This window comes from Paenibacillus sp. PastF-3, from assembly GCF_029893135.1.
GTDB classification, from domain to species: domain Bacteria; phylum Bacillota; class Bacilli; order Paenibacillales; family Paenibacillaceae; genus Paenibacillus_AQ; species Paenibacillus_AQ nitricinens.
Window position 1 is genome coordinate 262,989 of record NZ_JARXWM010000002.1, and the last position, 22,151, is coordinate 285,139.

The 22,151-nt window shown below is 39.9% G+C and carries 20 protein-coding genes and 1 pseudogene; 3 read left to right on the plus strand and 18 right to left on the minus strand.

Features of this window, described 5'->3' with window-relative positions:
• Nucleotides 1-138: 138 nt before the first annotated feature.
• On the plus strand, nucleotides 139-1,347 hold the full coding sequence (locus M2444_RS05200; RefSeq protein ID WP_094876290.1) for a GNAT family N-acetyltransferase: 1,209 nt from the start codon (nucleotides 139-141) through the stop codon (nucleotides 1,345-1,347).
• A 96-nt stretch (nucleotides 1,348-1,443) separates the two neighbouring features.
• On the opposite strand, the gene M2444_RS05205 is transcribed toward M2444_RS05200, so the two are convergent.
• The 14 genes and pseudogenes from M2444_RS05205 to M2444_RS05270 form a co-directional block, all read right to left on the minus strand.
• Nucleotides 1,444-2,361, minus strand: coding sequence for an N-acetylglucosamine kinase (locus M2444_RS05205; protein ID WP_094876289.1), 918 nt, complete (start codon nucleotides 2,359-2,361; stop codon nucleotides 1,444-1,446).
• Nucleotides 2,362-2,489: 128 nt separating this feature from the next.
• On the minus strand, nucleotides 2,490-4,052 hold the full coding sequence (locus M2444_RS05210) for a glycoside hydrolase family 3 protein (protein ID WP_280786442.1): 1,563 nt from the start codon (nucleotides 4,050-4,052) through the stop codon (nucleotides 2,490-2,492).
• 17 nt (nucleotides 4,053-4,069) lie between these two features.
• A complete protein-coding gene (locus M2444_RS05215; protein WP_094876287.1) occupies nucleotides 4,070-5,212 on the minus strand; it encodes an exo-beta-N-acetylmuramidase NamZ family protein in 1,143 nt (380 codons plus the stop codon).
• 98 nt (nucleotides 5,213-5,310) lie between these two features.
• Nucleotides 5,311-6,018: a PIG-L deacetylase family protein gene (locus M2444_RS05220; RefSeq protein WP_076106428.1), complete on the minus strand. Its 708-nt coding sequence runs from the start codon at nucleotides 6,016-6,018 to the stop codon at nucleotides 5,311-5,313.
• A gap of 2 nt (nucleotides 6,019-6,020) precedes the next feature.
• Nucleotides 6,021-6,992 (minus strand): GNAT family N-acetyltransferase, encoded by a 972-nt coding sequence (locus M2444_RS05225; RefSeq protein ID WP_256990412.1) that lies wholly within the window; start codon nucleotides 6,990-6,992, stop codon nucleotides 6,021-6,023.
• Nucleotides 6,993-8,213 carry an anhydro-N-acetylmuramic acid kinase gene (locus M2444_RS05230; RefSeq protein ID WP_280786443.1) on the minus strand — a complete coding sequence of 407 codons (1,221 nt, stop codon included), beginning with the start codon at nucleotides 8,211-8,213 and terminating at the stop codon, nucleotides 6,993-6,995.
• A complete protein-coding gene (locus M2444_RS05235; RefSeq protein ID WP_042189606.1) occupies nucleotides 8,213-9,073 on the minus strand; it encodes a carbohydrate ABC transporter permease in 861 nt (286 codons plus the stop codon). Before M2444_RS05235 ends, M2444_RS05230 begins: the two co-directional genes overlap by 1 nt.
• 18 nt (nucleotides 9,074-9,091) lie before the next feature.
• Nucleotides 9,092-9,994 carry a carbohydrate ABC transporter permease gene (locus tag M2444_RS05240; protein ID WP_060622964.1) on the minus strand — a complete coding sequence of 301 codons (903 nt, stop codon included), beginning with the start codon at nucleotides 9,992-9,994 and terminating at the stop codon, nucleotides 9,092-9,094.
• Between the two features lie 104 nt (nucleotides 9,995-10,098).
• On the minus strand, nucleotides 10,099-11,553 hold the full coding sequence (locus M2444_RS05245; RefSeq protein WP_094876284.1) for an ABC transporter substrate-binding protein: 1,455 nt from the start codon (nucleotides 11,551-11,553) through the stop codon (nucleotides 10,099-10,101).
• A gap of 57 nt (nucleotides 11,554-11,610) precedes the next feature.
• Nucleotides 11,611-12,516 carry an N-acetylmuramic acid 6-phosphate etherase gene (gene murQ / locus M2444_RS05250; RefSeq protein ID WP_094869336.1) on the minus strand — a complete coding sequence of 302 codons (906 nt, stop codon included), beginning with the start codon at nucleotides 12,514-12,516 and terminating at the stop codon, nucleotides 11,611-11,613.
• A gap of 572 nt (nucleotides 12,517-13,088) precedes the next feature.
• Nucleotides 13,089-13,952 (minus strand): MurR/RpiR family transcriptional regulator, encoded by an 864-nt coding sequence (locus M2444_RS05255; protein ID WP_094869335.1) that lies wholly within the window; start codon nucleotides 13,950-13,952, stop codon nucleotides 13,089-13,091.
• A 306-nt stretch (nucleotides 13,953-14,258) separates the two neighbouring features.
• Nucleotides 14,259-14,801: pseudogene (locus M2444_RS05260) on the minus strand (hypothetical protein); the annotation flags it as partial.
• Between the two features lie 123 nt (nucleotides 14,802-14,924).
• Entirely contained in the window at nucleotides 14,925-15,140 is a 216-nt protein-coding gene (locus M2444_RS05265) for a hypothetical protein (protein ID WP_094869332.1), read from the minus strand.
• A gap of 56 nt (nucleotides 15,141-15,196) precedes the next feature.
• Nucleotides 15,197-15,463: a TetR family transcriptional regulator C-terminal domain-containing protein gene (locus tag M2444_RS05270; RefSeq protein ID WP_280786444.1), complete on the minus strand. Its 267-nt coding sequence runs from the start codon at nucleotides 15,461-15,463 to the stop codon at nucleotides 15,197-15,199.
• A gap of 88 nt (nucleotides 15,464-15,551) precedes the next feature.
• On the opposite strand from M2444_RS05270, the gene M2444_RS05275 reads away from it, so the two are divergent.
• Together M2444_RS05275 and M2444_RS05280 are read left to right on the plus strand one after the other, a co-directional pair.
• On the plus strand, nucleotides 15,552-16,253 hold the full coding sequence (locus M2444_RS05275; RefSeq protein ID WP_094869330.1) for a response regulator transcription factor: 702 nt from the start codon (nucleotides 15,552-15,554) through the stop codon (nucleotides 16,251-16,253).
• Nucleotides 16,254-16,259: 6 nt separating this feature from the next.
• Nucleotides 16,260-17,651 (plus strand): sensor histidine kinase, encoded by a 1,392-nt coding sequence (locus M2444_RS05280; protein ID WP_280786445.1) that lies wholly within the window; start codon nucleotides 16,260-16,262, stop codon nucleotides 17,649-17,651.
• Nucleotides 17,652-17,733: 82 nt separating this feature from the next.
• Here the strand turns inward: M2444_RS05280 and M2444_RS05285 are convergent, their stop codons facing one another.
• The 4 genes from M2444_RS05285 to M2444_RS05300 form a co-directional block, all read right to left on the minus strand.
• The gene (locus M2444_RS05285; protein WP_094869328.1) at nucleotides 17,734-18,087 is read right to left on the minus strand and encodes a YxeA family protein; all 354 of its coding nucleotides are present in this window, start codon (nucleotides 18,085-18,087) and stop codon (nucleotides 17,734-17,736) included.
• A 5-nt stretch (nucleotides 18,088-18,092) separates the two neighbouring features.
• Entirely contained in the window at nucleotides 18,093-20,012 is a 1,920-nt protein-coding gene (locus M2444_RS05290; RefSeq protein WP_280786446.1) for an FtsX-like permease family protein, read from the minus strand.
• Entirely contained in the window at nucleotides 19,999-20,766 is a 768-nt protein-coding gene (locus M2444_RS05295) for an ABC transporter ATP-binding protein (RefSeq protein WP_280786447.1), read from the minus strand. The genes M2444_RS05290 and M2444_RS05295 overlap by 14 nt, the downstream gene beginning before the upstream one ends.
• Nucleotides 20,767-20,937: 171 nt before the next feature.
• Entirely contained in the window at nucleotides 20,938-22,086 is a 1,149-nt protein-coding gene (locus M2444_RS05300) for a VanZ family protein (RefSeq protein ID WP_280786448.1), read from the minus strand.
• Between the last annotated feature and the right edge of the window lie 65 nt (nucleotides 22,087-22,151).

Consider the following 22,151-nt stretch of genomic DNA (forward strand, 5'->3'; position numbering starts at 1 on the left):
TCTATGATTCCACACGTTCCATTTATTGACGAATTTTTCTTTCAACATTAAACTATAAATAAGAAATTAAATTCCAAAAAACCTTTTTTTTCATTTATTAAATTTATCCCAACATTACGGCGCAGGAGGAAATGAAAGATGACGACGACACCAAACATCATCGTAATGAACCATCCAACTAGAGAGCAGCTTGAAAAGATTTACGATATTTTAGATGAATGCTTTTCTGTAGGCCGAGCTTTTTTCCAAGAAAGATTAGACCTAGACACCACATATGATCCAGATACAACATGGTTTGCGATGGTTGACGATAAGATTGCATCTAATGTACAAATTTTTCCGTTTTATATTAGAGTCGGTCAAGCGATCTTGAAAACAGGTGCAATGGGGAGTGTCGGTACAGATCTGAATTACCGCGGGCTGGGGCTTGCACACAAAATTCTTCATGCGCAGACCAATTATATGAAAGAAACCGATTATGATATAAGCTTGCTTTTGGCTAGCAAGCATGCGTTTTATGAAAAGGCTGGCTGGAGACTTATTCCCGAGACTGCTTTCGCAATTGAAAAACCAGCAAGCTTGGAGCAGCAGCAAAGCAGTGATGAAATCATTCCTTTTGAAGCCTGTTATCTCGATGATATCCGTTTCATCTATGAACAATTCAATAAGAATCGTACCTATACCGTGATCCGAAGTAGAACGTATTGGAATGATTTATTGACCTGGCCGGAATGGAAGAACGTTGACTGCTTGCTCCTTCGCAGAAATGGAAAAATCGTCGCTTATGGCATCATTGAAAAGAAAGATACTGAACAAGTATTTATTAATGAATTATTGTATTTGAACGAAGCCGAAAACGGCGTTGAAGCTTTGTTTCATGCCTTATGTCAGCTGCGCCAAAATGCAAAGCAAATATTAGCGATGCTCCCAGAGGACCATAAGCTATATTCCTATTACCAACAGCATCAAGCAAATTCAATTCAAATCAATATGGCGATGTGGAAAATGATCAATCTCAGTTCAACTTTCCATAAGCTTCAGCCTGAATTAGAAGATCGCCTAAACCGTAGCAACATAATTGCAGACCAGGAGCTGCATATTGCACTTCGCAGCAATGAGGACTGTATCTACTTGGATTATAAGCAAAAGCAGCTTTCTGTTTCCGATGCTAGTAATCATACCAATCCCTATACTTCAATAGAAGTAGATGAACGCGAGCTAATGACTTATATCATGTTCGGCTATAATGAAGCAGGCGCAGCAAAGGACAGTACTGAGCACGCTAACATCCTTCAAGCTCTATTTCCGAAACAACAAGCCGTGTTTTATTTGACCGATAAATTTTAAGCCATTTTTGATTCCTACCATTTTAAAATAAGGGTGTGTCGCAAGTCCAACTGCTCGGACTTATGACACACCCTTATTTTTCCATAGCAACAAAAACTAGTTGTTGTTCATTTTTGATCTTCCTAACAGGACAGCACCATAGGCTGCATCCTTAATCGGCAAAATCAGCTTTGTTTGCGGGTAGCTCTGTGCGAGCTTTCGCTCCAAGGCTTCTTTCACAAAGCGAGACTTTTGCAGCACACTTCCTGCAATCGCAATCGGACTTTCATATAGCTTAAGCCGTTCAATAACAGGCACAACAAGCTCATATAAATTGGCTGCACATTTCTCCGCTAACGCTATTGCATGTGCATCGCCCTTCTTGCATGCGGTCGTCATAATCGGTGCGAGCTGCGCAATATCTTTTTTCGTCGTATTTTTATCATAAACAAAGCCAATAATCTCTTTCACAGTGCTTAATCCAAGCTGCTCATATACCATCACTGGGATGATCGTATCGGTTATTCTTCCGTCCTCCACTTGAACTAATACGGATAATAGATCGCGTCCAATGCTATAACCGCTTCCTTCGTCATCAATCAGATGACCAAAGCCTCCTGTGCGATGCTGCTCTCCTTTTTCATTGACCCCAAAGCAAATCGATCCTGTACCGGCAATGAGAATGATGCCTTGCATCGCATTTTGTGCCCCGTATAATGCGGTTTCTTGATCGCCTGTAATCGTTAATGGCCCGATATAACCGTTATTTCTCACATGCTGCTTCAACAAATGGATGACCAGCGGATTACTTATTCCTGCCGCACCTATACATATATGAGCAACTTCTTGTAAATTACCGCAGTAGAGCTTCGTTTGACTAAAAATTTCTTCAAAGGAGGCGGCAATCGCATCAGCATCACCACCGTTATAATTAATAGGCCCTACAGTAAAGGTGAATAAAGAGTCATCCTGGTCATGCGTAATGGTGACAGCTGTTTTCGTGCCACCCCCATCAACTCCAACGATAAATGCCATACCTATGTCCCCTTGTTGTACTTTTTTCAAAGATAAGAATTTATATGTTTCACGCGATATATTATCCTTATTTTTCTCGCAGAAACGCTTGCCTTCCTTTAAAGGACGCCGAAGGCTTTTATGCTTGTCTACATCTGTATCGTAATCTTGGCGGTGGGTACAACCTCACCATTTAGGATTGGAAGGAGTGATTTGAATGCATCAAGTGTATACTCAAATGCCGCAATTCCGCAGAACTCGCCTTCGATTAACGGTAAATCATACGGGCGACCTAATGTAATGGCCGTTACTTTGCAGCCTGCAGCCAGCAGCTTCTGCACAAGCGCAAGCTGACCTTTGTTTTCACGCGCATTGAACAAGCCGATAACAATATGCTTGTAGCCTTGTACCTTTGGCAGCGCAGCGTTGATTTGCTCCTCGCTCGGGTCAATGTCGATAATCTCATAAGCTGTATTAAAATGCTCCCCCATATATTGCGGAAAGCTAAGAGCTTGATTCAAGCTGCTGGACGCAAGATCGGTGCGGTAGGAATAGGAACCCATAAATAACACTTGCTCATCACCGGTATGAATGGGCTGGAGCTCACCTTTAATGAGGCAGATCGTTTCCGTACGCATTAGCTCATTTGCTCGGCGATGTACATCGCAGCCAACTAGTTCATAATCTAGCTCCTCAATCGTCGCATATTTTGCTTTATAAGCTAAAATTTTTGTAACAGCTGCATCAATTAGCGCTTCATCCAAATCACCGGTGGCTACAGCTTCTTCGATCAAATGAATCGCTTCCTTCACTGTCTCAGGAGTATGACTAATGAATACCAAATCAATACCTGCTTTAACAGCTCCTAACGCTCCTTTTGCCGTACCATAGTATCGTTTGATCGCGTCCATTTCTAAACAATCCGATACAACTAACCCTTTATATCCTAATTTTCCTTTTAATATCTCTGTAATAATGGTATGAGACATAGTTCCGGGCACACCGGATTTTTCAATTTTCGGAAATAAAATATGTGCACTCATAATCGCTTGAGCGCCTTGCTCAATTGCGGCCTTAAACGGCAGCAGCTCAAGCTGTTCTAATTCCTCAAGTGTTTTTTCAATGGTAGGCAAGCCAATATGTGAATCGACATTTGTATCACCATGACCTGGAAAATGCTTAAGTGAGGACATGACGCCTCCATCTAGCAATCCCTTCATCATTTGAATTCCATACTGGGATACTGTTGCAACAGAATCACCATATGAACGAACATTTATGACTGGATTCAATGCATTATTGTTAACGTCCATAACTGGAGCTAGATTAAAATTAATACCTAATGCTTTCAATTCTCTGGCAGTCATTCTGCCTGCTGCATACGCATTTTCAGGTCGTCCTGAAGAAGCAATTGCCATGGCTCCAGCAACATTGGTCGCGTCTTTAGGCATACGAGTGACTCGACCGCCTTCTTGGTCGATCGTAATAAAACCCGGGATACCAGTATGTGTCGTGTACCATTGCTGCAGTTCAGTAACAAGCTCGCCTAATTGATATTTATTGTCGATATTATGTGAGAATAAAATAATATTGCCGACTTTATAATGCTCAATAACTTCCTTCAGCTCAGGAGTGATCTCGGTTGAGGGGAAGCCTGTTACGAACATTTGTCCGATCTTTTCGCGCAAGCTCATATGTTCTATTGTTCTCATCAATTACTCACCTTCCTCTAGCGATATAAATGATACTGCTGTGTTATTTCTGCAAATTGCTTGCTTTCCGCTGCAAACTGTTCAAGCAGCTGCTTGGCTTGCATATTTTCCTTACGATACATGTTGTCTCCCCCCAGCAAATCGATAAATGGACGAGAACCCTCCTTCACAGGAGGCAGGAATGAAAATTGCTCATACAAATCTCTTATCGTAAATAATAAGGTTACCCCAACTTCTAAAGGCCTCAGCACTTGGAGATCTGTAATGTAAATTTGTACCCCGCCGCATAGCTCGCCACAATGTTTAGATGACGTTGGCTTGAAATGAACTGGACGAAAAAGCACACCCGGGATACCTTTTGCATTCATCTCATCTGCCAATTGCTGCGCTTGAATGAACGGAGCACCAATCATTTCAAACGGGAACGTTGTTCCACGTCCTTCGGAGCAGTTTGTGCCTTCAAATAAACATGTTCCTGTATATAATAACGCCGTTTCATATCGTGGTATTCCAAGTGAAGGATGAACCCAGGTTAATCCTGTATCCGGAAAGGACATGTTCCGTTCCCAGCCTTCCAAACGAACGACATGCAGCGATGCATTCCAATTCATTTGATCATTTGCCATCGTTGCTACCTCACCTGCTGTTAAGCCGTATCGCACGGCTAGCTCGTAATTTCCAACAAATGATTTGAAGCCGGGCTTCAAGACATTCCCTTCTACCGTTACCCCGTTAAGCGGATTAACACGATCAAGAACAACAAATTCTACACCTGCATTTGCACAATCTTCAAGTGCATACAGCATCGTATAAATAAATGTGTAATAGCGTACACCAACATCTTGAATATCGTATACAATGATGTCTACTTCATTCAGCATTTCTTTTGTTAAACGCTTGGAGTCTTTACGGTACAAGCTATAGACTGGAACATTCGTAAAAGGATCCATGTAAGTGTCTACTACTGCCCCTGCATCCAAATCTCCGCGAACGCCATGCTCAGGTGAAAACATCGCAGCAAGATTAAAATTTTCATGTAATATAGTAATCGTTGATGCAAAATCCTTCGTAAGACCTGTCGGCGCTGTAATCAATCCTACGCGCTTACCTTCGAACAAATAACGATAATTCGTTATAGAATCAATCCCATTTAACACCATATGAAGCTGCCTCCTAGCTGCTTTTTAGCATAAATGAATAGAACAAGGGAATGTTTCCTGCTATACATAGAAACACTCCCTCTTAGCTAGTTGAATAGTTACCAAAGACTAGACTGCCTAACCTTCACCGTTTCAGCAGGCACCATAAATGCTTCTGCATATGTCTTTCTTGCTTCACAGCCGCGAACAACTGCTAGTGCTTTGTAGTAATCCATGTATTTGAAAGATTTGCTATTCGTCACAAACCAATGCTTGCTTAAAGCATCTATCCATAGATCAAATGCCGCTTGATCGAAATCCACATATACGTAAGGGACATAATCAACCGCATCCTCCCAGTTTTCGGAGTAATATAATCTTGCTGCAAAGTGCGCGGGGAGCGCTCGTTCAAAGGATGATAGACTTGCGAAGAAACGGGCATCATTTACGATATGATGCGTTAGCGCATGGTCCTTATGCATACTGTTTTTCCAGTGTGTAATAATAATGTTAGGCTTCACGCGACGAATTACATCACAAACCTCCATACGAATTTCTTGATTGTCAGGCAACTCTCCGTCACAATAATCATCGAATACAATGGCTTCACCGCCTAGCATATCCGCAAAAACCTGTGCCTCTTTCACTTTTTGCTGACGATATTCCTTCATATCCTGTCCTGCCGGGACCCCTCGTTCACCCGCAGTTAACGCTAATGTCACAATGCGATCTCCCTTTAAACTATGACTAGCGAGCACACCACCAGAAGCTAGCTCCACATCACCAACATGCGCTCCAATTGCTAATACTGTGAATTTTTCGCTCATCTTTAAAGTTCCCTCCGCAATATAGAAAATTGTTTTTCAATAGTAAAGCCCGCTTTTTGATAGATTCGAAGAGCCGGATTATTATTTCCAGTGAATAGAGAGATATACTGACAGCCCACATTTTGAAAAGCTTCAACCATTCTGAAAAATAATACACTGCCAAGGCCATGACCCTCATGCTCTGGGTGCACTCCGATACCGCAAAAAAATGCTCTTCCATCAGGCTGCGAAATAATTGGACCTGCAAAGCCCACAACCTCGTTGCCGTACACAGCTATTACAAGTGGTGCGCCAACCTTCACATAAGTAACAACATCCTTCTTCCACTGCGGATTTTGCAGGGCAGCAAGCGTTGCTTCAAGCCCTGTATGTAAATCAGGGACATAGGACGTAATGTAATAGTCCTTGCTATTTGCATGGGTTTCCTTATCTAAAATATCTTCGGGAACTATAAAGCTTCCGAGTTTTAAATACATGCCGCATTGCGTCGCTCGATCTTCGTAGCCTCTAGCCATTAAAGCTTCATATAATGGCTGGTCCTTACTGATGCCCGGGGCATTATTATGCTCATGCTGAGGTGCACTTGGTATACTCCACTTCAGCTTAACAGGGTTGAAAAACAATACATCCGCTTGCCTTTTCCCAAGTTCTTGGAATCTTTTTTCTAAACGCAATAGAAAAGCATCGTAAAGCTCCAGAGAAGCCACATGGGTATCTATAATAACACTCGTAATATAACCGGCCACATCTCCAAGAGGGAGATCGTCACCGCAGCAGCCAGCTGCAAAACCAACAATCTCTTTTTCGTCACAACCTACCCATATACAGTCAGCGTCAAAATAAGGATGGTCGATGAATGTATCTTGAAACTCTCGCTCTGTAAATGGCTTATAATCATATTTTGTAGCCTCACGATTCCAAAGCTCTACAACTGCAGAGTGATCTTCAATTGAAAAGGGTCTGATTTGCATCATTTAAGCCTCCTGCGAACGTCCAATATAGGGCCAGGAAATTTTGCCCATTACTACTGGCTGTGAAGCTCCAGTTACTAGCGGGATATTGTTTGGTAAGCGCTCCATCGTGTAATACGCAAGCAGTGCAAAAGCAATTGCTTCCTTAGCATCACTATTACCACCGATATCCTCCTGCGTCAGCACCTGCACGTTATGCGGTGCAAATAAGTGCTGTAAATTACGCAAAAGCGTCTTGTTATAGCTTCCACCGCCGCCAATTAACAATTGCTCAGCCTGGTGCTGCGGTGCAATATACCGTTCATAGCTATCGACGATGCTCCAGGCAGTTAAGTACGTAGCTGTTGCAACAACATCTTCTGCTTTCCAGTGATTAACCTTCATCATTTCAATAATTTGTGCCACGTATTGTTGGCCAAACCGTTCTCTGCCTGTCGATTTTGGTAACGGCATCCTATAATATTTATCCTGCTGCATCCATTTCAATAGCTCATCAATCACTTGACCGCCCTCACCAATTTCGCCATTAACATCCATTGTCATTGGTGCAAATAATTGCGATACAAGGCCATCGATAATCATATTTCCAGGACCCGTATCAAAAGCAAATACCTCATCTGGTGAGGCATTTACAGGCAAAACAGTCACATTGCCTATTCCGCCAATATTTTGCATCAGAAGTGTTTTCTTTGGATTGTTAAACAATAAGTATTCGGTAAATGGTACTAACGGAGCTCCTTGTCCACCCATTGCCATGTCAGCAACTCGAAAGTCTGATACGCAAGGAATTCCTGTGCGATTGGCAATAACCGCACCATCCCCAATCTGAACGGTACAATGCAGATTATAGCCGCCCATAACATTCTCATCCGGAGCATGATAGATTGTTTGACCATGCGATCCTACTGCGAATATTTGCGAAGGCGAAAGGCCGCATTTCCCTATAACGGATAATGTGGCTTGGGCGTATAATTCGCCAAGCCACATATTCATTGCGCCAACCTTATCAATCGTAGCGCTAGCGGGATCAAAAAGCTCAAATATGGAGTTTCTAACTTGCACCTCAAAAGGTGTGTTTTCAAAAGCCAGTAATTCAATCTCTACTCCATGCTCTTTTTCGGCTGATGGGAAAAGCTTAACTACTGCTGCATCAATACCATCTACTGATGTACCGGACATCAAGCCAACTAAGTATGTTGCATCAACTTTTGATTGTTTGTCCATTAACCTTTCACCGCTCCAACTGTTACCCCTTCAAGGAAGTATTTTTGTAAACTGAAGAACAAAATAAACATTGGAACTGCTGAAATGGTTGCCCCTGCCATCATCGGTGCAAAGTAAGTTGTATTCGCAAAGCGAAAGTTTTTCAAGCCGACCTGAATGGTTTGCATATCCATCGTATTCGTTACTAGGAACGGCCAGAAAAAGTCATTCCATGCCGCCATGAACGTTAGGATTGCTAGTACTGCCATAATTGTTTTAGATAGAGGCATAATGATATACCAGAAGATTTTAGGCTGGGAACAACCTTCGATTTTAGCAGATTCAATAATTTCAACTGGAATGGAGGACATGAACTGCTTAACCAAGAAGATGTTGTATACCGTTACTATGCTCGGCATAATCAACGCCGTGTACGTATTTTGTAATTCAAAAATATTTACGATCAAAATATATAGTGGAACCTGAGTGACTTGAACAGGAATCATCATAGATCCCAGCAAAATAGCGAACAAAATGTTTTTCCCTTTAAATTTCATTTTTGCAAAAGCATATCCAGCAAGTGTAGCAAAAAATACGTTAGATACCGTGATACACGCTGCCACTATAAAGGAGTTCAATAACCAGTCCCATGTATGTGGGCTGAAGTTAAAGAAGAATTTATAAGATTCAAATGAAATCTTCGATGGTAGGATAGAATAGCTCATTGCACCAGCTTCTACCGGATCACCGAACGAGGAGATGACCATAAAGTATATCGGGAATATGGTAGCTGCGGCAAATAGGATAAGGAACGTAATGTTTGCACCATTACGTATAAACAGATACCCTTTGCTTCTTAAGCTGTTGTTGTACAAACCCATAGTATTCTGCTCCTTTTCCTAGTATTCTACATCTTTACCTATAAACTTGAATTGAAGGAATGATATAAATCCGATAATCGCTGCTAGAACTAATGATTGTGCCGCTGCCTCACCAAACTCAAAATATGTGAACGCATTGTTAAAGATTAACAAACCTACCATTGTTGTTGCATGGTCTGGTCCACCGCCTGTCATAAGATAAGCGTTTTGGAATACTTGGAAGGAACCGATAACACCAGTAACAAGTAGGAATAGCGTTGTTGGCTTAAGGAAAGGGACAACGATAAACCAAAGCTTTTGCAGGAAAGACGCGCCATCAATTTCAGCTGCTTCATAATAGCTGTTATCAATAGCGAGTAATGCGGCTATATAAATAATAATTGCCGTACCATGACTTGATAACCATGACATTAACACAAGTGAGAACATTGCAGTTGCACTGGAACCAAGCCAGTTTTGATTTTCAATACCTAAAAAACTCACGAGCTTATTGGCAATACCTGATTTTAACGGATCGAAGATCCACAGCCACACAACAGAAAGCGCTACACCAGATGCTACGGCTGGCAAGTAATATAGTGCTTTAAAGATCGTTTGTGTTTTTTTCTTGAAAGGAATAATCAAAATTGAAATTAAAAATGATAGAAGAATATTAAACGGAACAGTTAATAACGTATATACTAACGTGTTTTTCAGCGCTTTCCAGAAAAGTTCATCTGAAAACGAGTTAACGAAGTTATCCATGCCGACAAAAGTGGATCCTAATGGACCATATTTTTGTAAGCTGATAATAAAAGCATTGATGACTGGATATGCGGTAAATAAAGAAAACGCAATAAGTGCTACTGCGATAAACGCGTATCCCCAACCTGAGTCACTTTCGAGTTTCAATTTTTTTCTTTTAGTCAACGTTTGATTCATTGGGTCGCACCTCTCTTCTAAAAACAGTACAAGCTCTAGCTAATTTAGAAGGAAAGCTGTACGTTCTAGCTACGCACAGCTTTCACATGTCAGCCTACGACAGACTAGTCAACTACAATACCATCTTTACCGAAAGATTTAATTGCAGCTGCTTTAACTGCATCATACATTTCTTGTGGAGTAATCTCATTTGCAAGTAAGCCTTGTAGTTTAGGAATAATAACTTCTGTTTCAATTTTTAATGCTTCAGCAGCCAGATCAGTAGGAATATCTGTACGAGCCGGAAGCGCTTTTGCCATCATAGCTTTACCTGCAGCAACGTTATCTTCGTTACGGGGGAATTTTTCAAGTACTTCTGCATTACGTGCAGATTCAGTAATTGGTGATAAGAACAGCTCATTACTGTAGTTAGCAGCAATTGAACCAGAAGACAAGAAATTCGTTGCTAGGGCAATATTTTTGATGTGCTCTTCAGATGGAGCTTTTTTACCACGAAGTGCGATATAACCATCAACGATTGAAGTAGGGACATAATCGGCACCGTTGAATGTTGGGACTGGCAGTGAAATATAATCAACTTCAATAGAATCTGCAACAGCTGAACCATCGTTCGCTTTAATCTTCTCATTGTTTAGACGAGCAGAGTTTTCAAATGCAGATAAACCCTTACCTGTGATCATCGTTTGACCCGTTAGGAACATGTTCCACCGTTTACCAGCATCGATAGAGCTTAGCTCTTTAGGCATAGAACCATCGTTGATCATTTCGCGAATAGATGTAAGTAGCCCCAAGAAGTTTTTGCTTGTATACGTGTATTTAAGGTCCTTATCGAAGTAATCTGGTAGACCTGCAGTTTTAGCAAGAATAGCCAGATAGTCTTTAGATGCTACACCAGATGTTGCGAACACGAAACCATAACGAGTAGTTTCACCTTTATCATTTTTCACTACGCCTTTAGAAATTGCATTACGGAACTCTTCATAAGTCCAACCGTTTTGTTGAATGCTTTTCCAATCAATTCCGGCTTCTTCAAGGAATTGTTTGTTACCACCGATAGTGTGGATTTCCATATACGCTGGTAGGCCGTATTGAGCGTCACCTAGTTGGAAATATTTCAATGGAACTTCGTCATAATCTGCCTTGGCTTCATCAGAAAGGGCACCGTTAAGGTCGATTAGTACATTAAGTGCTGCATATTTCGAAATTCCTGAAGCACCGATAAAAGCAATATCTGGAGGAGAACCTGCATTTACTTGAGTATCAAGTTTTTGCGTCATATCTTCCCAGCTCGCTGGCTCGATTTTCAAAGTCAAGTTAGGATGTAGTGTATTAAATTCTTTTTCCATATCAGCAAAACGTGTTTGATAGTTCGCTGATATCGGAGGTAAAAGTGCTGTAATCGTATCCTTTTTAGGCTCAGAACCACCGTTACTAGTTCCTGTGTTACCGGAATCTGTAGAAGCTGGAGCGTTATTTCCGTTTCCTCCGCAAGCCGATAATAGTGATACCATCATGATTCCTGACAAAAACAGAGTTAATCCACGTGATCTTTTTTTCATCGAAAACAGCCTCCTCAATTATTAATAGCATCCATCCTGTTATTCCACTTTTCACACCTAAGCCAATGATGAGATTGCCTGTTTCAAGCGTCCTCCGTTTGCATTAAGTACTTGTTCTGCTTCTTTTGCATCTAACCCCGATTTAATCATCATAATTGCCAACTTACAGTTCATAGATGCTTTTTCAAGTGTTTCTGCGGCGGTTGATGTATCTACACCTGTCGTGTTCATGATGATACGAATCGAGCGATCTACGAGCTTAAAATTACTAGCCTTCAGATCAACCATCAAGTTGTTGTACGTTTTTCCTAACTTGACCATTGTGCATGTTGTCAGCATATTAAGCACCAACTTCTGAGCAGTTCCTGCCTTTAATCGAGTCGAACCGCTAATGACCTCCGGTCCTACAACAGGTGTTATACAAACATCTACAATGGGTTCGAACTTTGAGCCTCTGTTGTTACAAACACCGATAGTGGCTGCTCCAAGTTCCTTTGCTTTCGCTAAAGCTGCAATAACGTAGTTTGCACTACCGCTTGCCGAAATCCCAATAAGTACATCTTTGTTTGTTACACCAATGCTTTCGATTAATGCGATCCCTTCATCCATATCGTCTTCACAGCCTTCAACCGCAGTACGCAAAGCAATATCACCACCAGCAATATAGCCCTGCACCAAGGAAGGATCTGTACCAAAGGTAGGAGGACATTCGGAAGCATCCAGAACACCTAATCTTCCTGATGAGCCAGCTCCTATGTAAAACATTCTTCCACCATTAGACAACCTATGATGTAGAATATCTACCGCCTTTGCAATCTGCGGAATCTCCTCAGCTATAGCTCTGGGGACCAGTGCATCTTGTTGATTCATTAACTGGATCATTTCTTCCGTAGTACATTCATCAATCATTAATGTGTCTGGATTCACAGCCTCTGTTGTCAATCCCGCAAGGTAGTCATTCATAGCCATCCTCCTTCTTCCCAGCCTTAATCTGTCATTGAATTAACAAAACGCGTTAGATTAACTTACAATTATTATGCTCTTATACTAATACAACACCATCGCTTCGTCAATAGATTTTGAAATATAATTTCATAAAGAAATTAAATTCTGATGTTTTATTTCATTCCTTACATACTATGTTATACCACATTTATAAAGCGCTTACAAGATGCAATTTAAATTCTTACCAATGGCTTTGATCGCTATGGCTCTAAGGTTAAAGCGATTTAAAAAATGTATTATTTGCTGATTATCGTTCCAAACGAAACATAAAGTTACATCATCCGTGTTCAACCGGATGATGTTTCGTCTTCGATTCCATTCATTTTCTTCCTCATAATTGTGTGCCAAGCTATTAATTATTGAATTAAACTAATTATTATATTCATTAGATCAACGTATTCATCATGTAGATAATCTGACATGGATTGATAAGTAGTACATTTTAGTACACGAATAAGTGAATGAAATACAAAAAAAAGAAAGCATTGATCCATGATCAATGCTTTCCTCCACATTCATTCTATCAGAACCTAATTTCTAAGTTTTTTCTTTAATATATTATGCGTTTTTGTTAAGTAGGTTTTTACTTCTTCATATTCTGCACTTGCGACACCAGCAAATAATATGTCGATGATCGTAAGCATCGCAATACGCGAGCCCATAGCCCCACTGCGGATTGTTATTTCAGGTGTGGATATGCTCAGTACAATATCCGCCCGCTCCGCAAGCTCACTTTTATTGTACTTCGTAATCGCAATACATTTCGCTCTATTCTTTTGGGCAATTTCCAGTGCATCAATAATATCACTAGTTGCTCCAGAGTTAGAAATAAAAATGGCAACATCCTCTTTCTCAAGTAAAGTTGCTGCCGTGAGCTGACTATGACCATCTGTATAGGCATGACACATCTTATTAATTCGCGAGAACTTCTGTTCCCCGTCCATACAAACGAGTCCCGAAGCACCTATTCCAAAGAAAACAATTCGCTTACTATGACATAGTAATTCTACAGCTCTTGTAATTTCTTTTCGATCAATAACACTAAGTGTATCCTCAATGGACTTGCAATTATTCAATGAAATATTTGATATAATTGTCGAGAGATCATCACCTGGCTGAATATCTGTATATTGAGCCTTTGAATCCTCATCACGAGAACCCAAAGATGCCGATATACTCACAATAAAATTGCGGTATCCGCTGTAACCCATCGTCTTACAGAAACGAAGGACAGATGCATCGCTTGTCTTACTCGATTGAGCCAATTCCTTAATCGACAAATGAGGGATCTCTTCCGTATTTTCTAAAATGTAATCTCCGACCAATCGTTCAACTGGTGTAAAACTCTCTCGCATCTCACGAATTTTAATTAATACGTTGTCATTTAGACTCATAATCTACCTACTCTAGATTTAATTAACACCTTAAATAATATCATAAACAATATAAACAACCTATTTCAATAACAAAATACGCTTTGGCATATCAAAAGCTAAATATTAATTAATCTATTAAAATTATCCTACTCTTAGGTCATCTGGTGACTTTACGTTGATTATAGCGTAATAAAGTTGTAAGGTATAGTCGATAATTATATACTTTCTGATATGGTGAAACAAGGGACCACAAAGGTCCCCGAAGATTCTTTCTATTGTTCTCAGCATACGTATAACGCATGTATTTTTAAATTTTACTGCCGTCTAAATATGACTCGATTTGTCAACTGCATTCTTTGGTGTAGCACCGTTGCTTGAACCATTTAATTTGCTAGCAAGCTGCTTTAATGCAGTCAAGAACACCGGCATGGCCGCTACACTTAGTAATAATAGTGCAATGATTAATACGAATGCTACCTGTATAAGTGTCATTACGCCCGAAGGAATCAACGCGGCGCAGGTGCCTCCTAGAATAAAGGCAGCAGACAATACTACACCAACCATATAACGTGATGCCACTCAATTCTTGATCCAACATCCCCTTCAAGCTCGTTATACCGCATCATCAGGAATTTTTTGCGGAATGTAGAATCTTTCCGTTGTCTTGGATTTGCTAAAATCGCTTAAGAATTTTTGCGCATCTTTCAAACCACCGCTTACTTTATCAAGACCTTCACTACTAGTAGATAGACTAGATTCCAGCTTCCCCATCTGGTTTTGCAGGTCATTCAGAACACCCAGCAATTGCTTTTGTCCATCATTAATTTGAGTCACGCCTGATTGCAGCACAGCGGTTTTTTCCGCTATTGCCAAAGTTTGCTGAACATTAGGGTCGTTTGCCAGCTCTGGTTTGCTTTGTACCAAATTATTCACTAACTGCTTCTCCAACTCCTTGCCATCTAGGTGTGTAGTCATTTCGGTGATTCCAAGCTAGGATTTCTTATCCTGCAATGCCTTGATGACTGAGGCAATAGAATACTTTTTTGTATCGGTTAGGGCCTCATTGCTGCCGCTGTTAAATACCGCAATGATATCAAATGTTTCTTTGTTACTCTCATTCATGGTTTTTAACATCATATTTGCCAGAGCGCTTTGTGCAGTATCAGGTATCTTTATTTGCCCTTTCTCCTGCACCAGCTTTTCCATATTCGGCATCGTTATCAAGTAGTGACAAAGGAACCTAATGCTCCTTAGTCTGAAAATCAGCAGACTCCCTGCAATCTAATGGCATTCCAAAAGCTATCTGTAAGTTCTTCTTCGAGCTCAAGCCAATACAGTAACTCACTTTCTTGCATCATTTTAGCGAACATCTTCAAAGGGCCATATACAGTGCAGATCAATGCCATGGAAGGCAGGGGGCGAAACAATTTCTCCTCCTTACCTGATTTGGGTATATCTAGAATGAATTTTAATAAATCACCGATTATTGCTTTGCTATGTTCGTCTAAGTAATATCCATCTTCATGCAAGCCTTTCTTTTGCGATTTTTTTGCGCAAGAAATAAAGAGTCCTTTATAATGTAATAATGTACATAAAGACGGATTTGGAGGGAAACAAATGGCAAGTCATAAATGGGTATTAATCATAGACGATGAAGATGATTTAGCTCGTCTGATGAAGGCAGTTTTACATAAAGAAGGTATTGCAGACGTTGTAACGGCCGGGACAGTTGCAGAGGGATGGGACAAGTTTCAGGAGTATAATCCTGAACTTATCTTGCTTGATATTATGCTGCCAGATGGAGAAGGATATGACTTATGCAGAAAAATTCGGGAAACATCAAATGTACCGATCTTATTTATGTCTGCAAAGGATGAGGAAATTAATAAGCTGTTAGGACTGGCAATAGGTGGCGATGATTATATCACTAAACCGTTTAGTCCAAAAGAAGTCGCTTATCGGGTAAAAGCACAGCTGAGAAGAGCTGGCTTTACAGAGGAAAAAAAGGCTCCGAAAAGTTTGCAAGTAGGCCCCTTTGAGCTTAGTGCCAATGAGACAGAATTAAAAAAGAATGGCGAACCCCTTGTGCTTACCGCCAAAGAAGTCGGTTTAATGAGCTGTTTCATGCATCATCCGAATCAGATCATAAGCAAAGAAACCTTGTTTGAACAGGTATGGGGTGAAGATTTTTTTGGTTCCGATAATACAGTGATGGTACATATTCGCCGCTTACGCGAAAAAATTGAGGCAGACCCTTCAAAGCCCGCCTTTATATTAACGGTTAAAGGGTTAGGTTATAAATTACATACCAAGGGGTGAGATAAGTTGAAATGGAAATTGACACTCCGTTTTTTAAGATCGGTCATGACTATTGTTGTGATCGTTGGTATAGTAAATGCGATTTTATTCCTTTTTATATTCTTTTTACAGCTAAAAAACAATAATTTCGGCACTGAAGAAGCATCTGCAGAAACCTTTAGCCGGACCTTTTCACAATATGTAGAACTACAATCCGGCAGACCCGTTGTCAACGAAGATGGCCTCAAAAAACTACAGGAAATGAGCGCCTGGGTACAATTTTTGAATGACCAAGGTGAGCAAGTAGCAGCCTTTTATGCCCCTGAAGAATTGCAAACAGCGTATTCTCCTATTGAAATCGTACAAATGTATAAGTATAAAGAATTAGATGCAAGCACGACTGTTTTTGTCAGCACAGCCCAAAATTTCAGCTACTTTTTAGGGATTCAAAATCCGAAAATAGGCCGCTATGTAATGACCTATGACTACGCTAAAATTTTCAAAGATGTTAATATTTTTCTCTCCATTTTTCTTATCGTTGATGTTCTTATTGTAATTATCATTGGATTTTTATTTGGGAAAAAGTTAACTGCACCACTTCATACATTGATAGAAGGTATTCAACAGCTCAGGGAACGACGTTTTAAGAAAATGCCTACTCCCAAAGGTGTGTATGAAGATGTGTTTCGTAATATGAATGAGCTATCTGAAAAGCTCGATCGACATGAAGAGGAACGTAAGCATCTCGACCAAATGCGTGAGGAATGGATTAGTAATGTTTCACATGACATGAAAACACCACTCGCTTCTATTCAAGGGTATGCAGAATTTATAAACGACAGTGCCACAGATTTAACAGCACAAGAATTACAGGACTACACAGCAATTATCAAGAGTAAATCGATGTATATGAAAGATTTGTTAGATGACCTCAATTTAACGACGCATTTGCGTAATCACCAGCTATCCCTGCAATTTGAAGAAGTAAATCTCGTTCAGTTTCTACGAGAAATGACGATTGAACTTTTAAATGACCCGACCTTTGGTGAACGGCAAATAGAGTTTGAGGCAAATGAGGTTACAGCCGTATATAATGTAGATAAAAAGTTACTAAAACGAGCGATCCTTAACTTTATCTACAACGCGCTGGTGCATAACGATGAAAATGTCGTGGTGAAGATTCGAGTGGAAACCATTCATCCGCATACCCAAATTACAATTTCTGATAATGGCCAGGGTATTCCGGCTAAAGATCTGGAACAGGTATTTGAGCGCTACTATCGGGGTACAAATACTACAAGCACACATGGAACTGGACTCGGAATGGCCATCGCAAGAGACATTATTTGGGCTCATGAGGGGAAACTCGATTTGACGAGCGTTGAAAATACCGGAACCACCATTACTATACTTTTATAATACAATTGCCTTATTTACTCATTAGGCAGAAAAAAGGGCTGTACTCCACTTACTTTATTGGAGACAGCCCTTCTTCAATCTATTAGTTTTTTAGTGCCTTTAGCGGAATATCCTCTAATTTCACTTCATCGAATGAGGATACTTGATCACCTTTTTTTACATACATTTTCAAGTACGCTCCTTTGCGAAGATTTTTTTGTGCATTAAATTGGAGTGGAATGGTTTCACCTTTGGCATTTGTAGCTTCCAGTGTATACGAATAGGAAGTCATCACTGTACCATCGTTCAGTTTATATTCATGGGCTTCCCCATCCTTTGTTATTTGTAAATAGTAATTATCCGCATTAAAGCGATTGAAGTCAAATTTAGCTAGAGCAAAGACACCTGCAGCTCCTATAACAAACAAAATACCAATAGTAATTAGAAATTTTTTCATCTCAATCATCCTTCTGTTCTATTATTTAGTGTGATAATACGATTGTAAGAAGCTACGGTTAACAAATAATACAATCCGTAAATTACGGTATAAGCAATCATCCAGAGCAACACAGGTTTTGCTAAGTCCATCATCATTAGACTAGAGAAGGCTTTTAAAGCTACTACACTGTGCAATAACCCAACTGTGAGCGGTACTACAAAGATAATGAATACCTGTGACGCAATAGATTTTCGCATTTCTTTTGCATTGACACCCATTTTATGCAGCATATTGTACTGAGATTTATCTTCTTCTGCCTCAGTTAATACCTTAAAGTAAATGATACTGCCTGTTGCAGCCAGAAATACGAGACCCAGAAAACTTCCGATAAACAGTAGAGAGCCGACACCTTCCAAGCTTGTTTGGTAATCTTGCGGACCACTTGAAAATAGCGCTTCTTCTGGTAATTGATTTGCAATTTTTTGAGATAAATCTACTGAGGCATGATCTACCCCGAGGACACGATAGTGCTGCACTTTCCCATCATTTTGCAATATTTCATACTGATCATCTGAGACTACTACGGTTATACCTGCTGTACCTACATTCAATACGGTTTGCGTGTTAAAGCTTTGGAATGTGAGTGGATGGCCGCTGCCTGTTGTTATAGTTTTTCCTGTATATATAGGTGAGAACCTTTTGTCATATCCGATATCTAAAATAACCGCGTAGCCATCATTTACATTTAATTTTTCTTTATGTTGTACACTCGCTAATTGGTTGTAGGTTTTTTCATCGATAACTGTATATTCTCTTTTATCAGAGCTATCGAATGTGGATGGTGAGTTTAACTCTTTCGTATGAAACGTAATGGATAGTGCTTCAAACTTTTTATCGTATTTTGTATCTGATAGCACAGCACTCACTTGCCTATCCAATTCTGAATCTGTTGATTGATACATAAAGGTATTCGGATTAATCGTTTTCGCCGAGTCATTCGTATTGTAATAAAGACTATATACCGCTCCACCGGCAGTTACTGTCGTAGCACTTAACACCGCAATCACAGTTAATGTTCGGGCATTCCCACGGATACGGTAGAGCAGCTGTGAAATAGTCATTACATGAAGGCCTTTCCACAGCCACTTTTCATTTTTCTTAATCATCGCTAACACAAATCCAGTCACACTGTGGAACAATAAAAAAGTACCCATAATAACCGTTGTTAAAATAATGAATACCGTCATAAGAAAACCAATTTGAGCCCATACGTTAGAAGTGAATAAATCCTGCATCGCGAGCCAATACCCTAAGACAATTAGCAATATTCCAAGTACAGCAACGATCATCGATGATTTGGGCGCCACTTCTCCCTTTTTTGAAGCATGAAATAAATCAATCAGTTTAAATTGATAAATCAAGCGATAGCCTTGAAAGGATGTGACTAAGAAAATAATCAGAAATACGATAGCAGTGTTCATTGCTGCCGCCGCTGAAAATGTAAAGGGTGCTATAACGTTATATCCCATTAAATGAATCAAAATCGTCATAAACCCTTTTGAACAAAGGAACCCCAGTACAATCCCTACTACTAAAGAGAATAATCCTAATAATAGATTTTCAAAAAAGAGCATAAAGCCTATCTGACGATTACGAACACCAAGCAGCGCATACAATGCCACTTCTTTTTTACGTTTTTTCATAAAAAATGAATTGGAATACACTATAAATATGACCACGAAAAAGAAGAGAATGACTGCGGCTCCACTCATTAGTGAACCTAGTTTTTGGGATGAAGCCGTCTGTTCTGCTATCGTGTCACTATATTTCAAGGTCACAAATGTAAAGTAAATGATGATACTAAACACCATCGAAGCAATGTATAAAAAATATTGAGATAAGTTTCGTGCTATATTTCTTCTGGCTAGACTAAATAACGTCATCTACCTCACCCCCAATGGCTGCATGAACATCTAAAATCTGTTGGAAGAAGGCTTTGCGTGTTTGATCCTGACGATATATTTCTGTTGAAAAGGAACCATCCTTGATGAAAATAATCCGGCGGCAGAAGCTTGCGGCAAATGCATCATGGGTCACCATCATAATGGTCGAATGGTTATTTTCATTTAGCGTACTTAAGCTTTCCAATAAACCGGTTGCTGATTTGGAGTCAAGCGCACCTGTTGGCTCATCAGCCAAAATTAGCTCAGGTTCTGTCACAAGCGCTCTAGCCGCAGCGGTTCTTTGTTTTTGCCCCCCAGAAATTTGATAAGGATATTTTGCCAGTAAATCTTCAATCCCAAATACTTTGGAGATCTGAGTCACGAGATGATTAATTTCCTTTGCTGGAACTTTAGCAATCGCCAAGGGAAGCAATATATTTTCCTTTACAGTCAAGGAATCGAGTAAATTGTAGTCTTGGAAGATGAAGCCGAGATGATCACGTCGGAAGTCTGCTAAAGCGGCTTCCTTCATATCATGAATACTCTTGTTCTTCATATAAATCTTGCCTTCAGTTGGAGAATCTATAGTAGCTAACAAATTTAACAAGGTTGATTTCCCCGCTCCGGAAGGGCCCATAATCCCTACAAACTCACCTGCATGAATGTCAAAAGACACATCTTCTAACGCTGTATAAGCAGCGTTTAACTTCCCGTATACTTTTTTTATTTTTTCAACTTTTAATAATGGTTCCATTCATTTCACCTCATAATTTGCTGATACTTATACTATAGGCTCTGAACCTTACAGCAAATTCATGCCAACCTTACAATAAGCTTAAATCCAAAAAAAGGGATACCCAGTAGCCATTTAAGACTACGGAGTACCCCTTTGCTATTGAATAGGATTTGAGTAAGCGCCTCAGCTTTATTTTTTCCTGGTTGTATATAAATCAGATGCATCATCAAAATAGAAGCGGCGTTTCTGTTTGCCAAACACGACTAATATCGCATGGATGAACAACACGATCGATAATATGAACAAGGTCAATCCAGCACCCAGCGTTAAGAATATGGATGCCTTATAAAATGGAGAATCCATTGATAGCTCCACGTTATTTAACGTATTCGCAATGACTGTTATGAAGTATATCGCGTAAATCGCACCAAAGCGTTTAAATAATCGCTTGTTTGTTTCCTTTTGGCTTACTTTACTGTCATAGCGATAGCGCATAATTTTCGTACCGATGGTCGCTCCGTTCCAAATCCACGGAATTATAAAAAGTGTTACAAAAAGCGTCACTGTCGTCGCAATAAATTCACTAACGATATTCACGTTGGTCATACTCAACACCACTTTAACCACTATGTTGCTGATAAATATATCAATCATAACTGCCAGCAACACAGACATCCCTTTCACTTCATCAAGAGCCAATAATGTTTCTGATTTCTCATTAATTTTCTTTTTGGAGGGGAATAACGCCAACACGGCTGGAGCAATAAAGAATCCCAGTACCCCGCCAGTAGTATTCAACAATAAATCATCCACATCAAAAATACGATAAGGGCAATTATAAATTCCGTAAATGCCGGTTACCTGTGTGACCTCATAAAATAATGTTAGTGAGAAGGTGATCCCTAGCGCTTTCTTCCAGTGTTTCTTGTCTTGAAAAAAGTATCGCAAATAAACACCAAAAGGTAATAACAGCAAAAAATTAAAAAAGGCTTGATAGAACGATGGTTGGCTAAATAACAGTCTATACGTTGCAGGCTGTGACAGAACTACACCACTATTATCAAAGGTACTCACAATAAATTGAAAAGGTATAAGGGAATAGTGTTGTGTACCCGGTTTTTGTAGCGAACAAGTATTGCGTGTTTCTGGCAACGGCAACAAAACTAAAAATAACGCTGCTAGAAAGTAAAAGATAAATGAAAACGAAATTAATGTAGTTGAAAAAGGCAGATAATTAAACTTTCTATAGGTATACACGAGCCATGGGATAAATAAGGCGAATGCTAAAACAACAAAAAAGATCGCTGCCACAAAGATTGGTTGCGTATATGCTGACATTTCTAGTTCACACCCCATAATTATTTAGTATTCATATTAACCATAAAACGGATTCTAATTCAACT

Coding starts and splice junctions, on each gene's coding strand:
- M2444_RS05200 (WP_094876290.1), top strand. CDS start 139: ATGACGACGACACCAAACATCATCGTAATGAACCATCCAACTAGAGAG.
- M2444_RS05205 (WP_094876289.1), bottom strand. CDS start 2,361: ATGGCATTTATCGTTGGAGTTGATGGGGGTGGCACGAAAACAGCTGTC.
- M2444_RS05210 (WP_280786442.1), bottom strand. CDS start 4,052: ATGAGAACAATAGAACATATGAGCTTGCGCGAAAAGATCGGACAAATG.
- M2444_RS05215 (WP_094876287.1), bottom strand. CDS start 5,212: ATGGTGTTAAATGGGATTGATTCTATAACGAATTATCGTTATTTGTTC.
- M2444_RS05220 (WP_076106428.1), bottom strand. CDS start 6,018: ATGAGCGAAAAATTCACAGTATTAGCAATTGGAGCGCATGTTGGTGAT.
- M2444_RS05225 (WP_256990412.1), bottom strand. CDS start 6,992: ATGATGCAAATCAGACCCTTTTCAATTGAAGATCACTCTGCAGTTGTA.
- M2444_RS05230 (WP_280786443.1), bottom strand. CDS start 8,213: ATGGACAAACAATCAAAAGTTGATGCAACATACTTAGTTGGCTTGATG.
- M2444_RS05235 (WP_042189606.1), bottom strand. CDS start 9,073: ATGGGTTTGTACAACAACAGCTTAAGAAGCAAAGGGTATCTGTTTATA.
- M2444_RS05240 (WP_060622964.1), bottom strand. CDS start 9,994: ATGAATCAAACGTTGACTAAAAGAAAAAAATTGAAACTCGAAAGTGAC.
- M2444_RS05245 (WP_094876284.1), bottom strand. CDS start 11,553: ATGAAAAAAAGATCACGTGGATTAACTCTGTTTTTGTCAGGAATCATG.
- murQ (WP_094869336.1), bottom strand. CDS start 12,516: ATGAATGACTACCTTGCGGGATTGACAACAGAGGCTGTGAATCCAGAC.
- M2444_RS05255 (WP_094869335.1), bottom strand. CDS start 13,952: ATGAGTCTAAATGACAACGTATTAATTAAAATTCGTGAGATGCGAGAG.
- M2444_RS05265 (WP_094869332.1), bottom strand. CDS start 15,140: ATGGAAAAGCTGGTGCAGGAGAAAGGGCAAATAAAGATACCTGATACT.
- M2444_RS05275 (WP_094869330.1), top strand. CDS start 15,552: ATGGCAAGTCATAAATGGGTATTAATCATAGACGATGAAGATGATTTA.
- M2444_RS05285 (WP_094869328.1), bottom strand. CDS start 18,087: ATGAAAAAATTTCTAATTACTATTGGTATTTTGTTTGTTATAGGAGCT.
- M2444_RS05290 (WP_280786446.1), bottom strand. CDS start 20,012: ATGACGTTATTTAGTCTAGCCAGAAGAAATATAGCACGAAACTTATCT.
- M2444_RS05295 (WP_280786447.1), bottom strand. CDS start 20,766: ATGGAACCATTATTAAAAGTTGAAAAAATAAAAAAAGTATACGGGAAG.
- M2444_RS05300 (WP_280786448.1), bottom strand. CDS start 22,086: ATGTCAGCATATACGCAACCAATCTTTGTGGCAGCGATCTTTTTTGTT.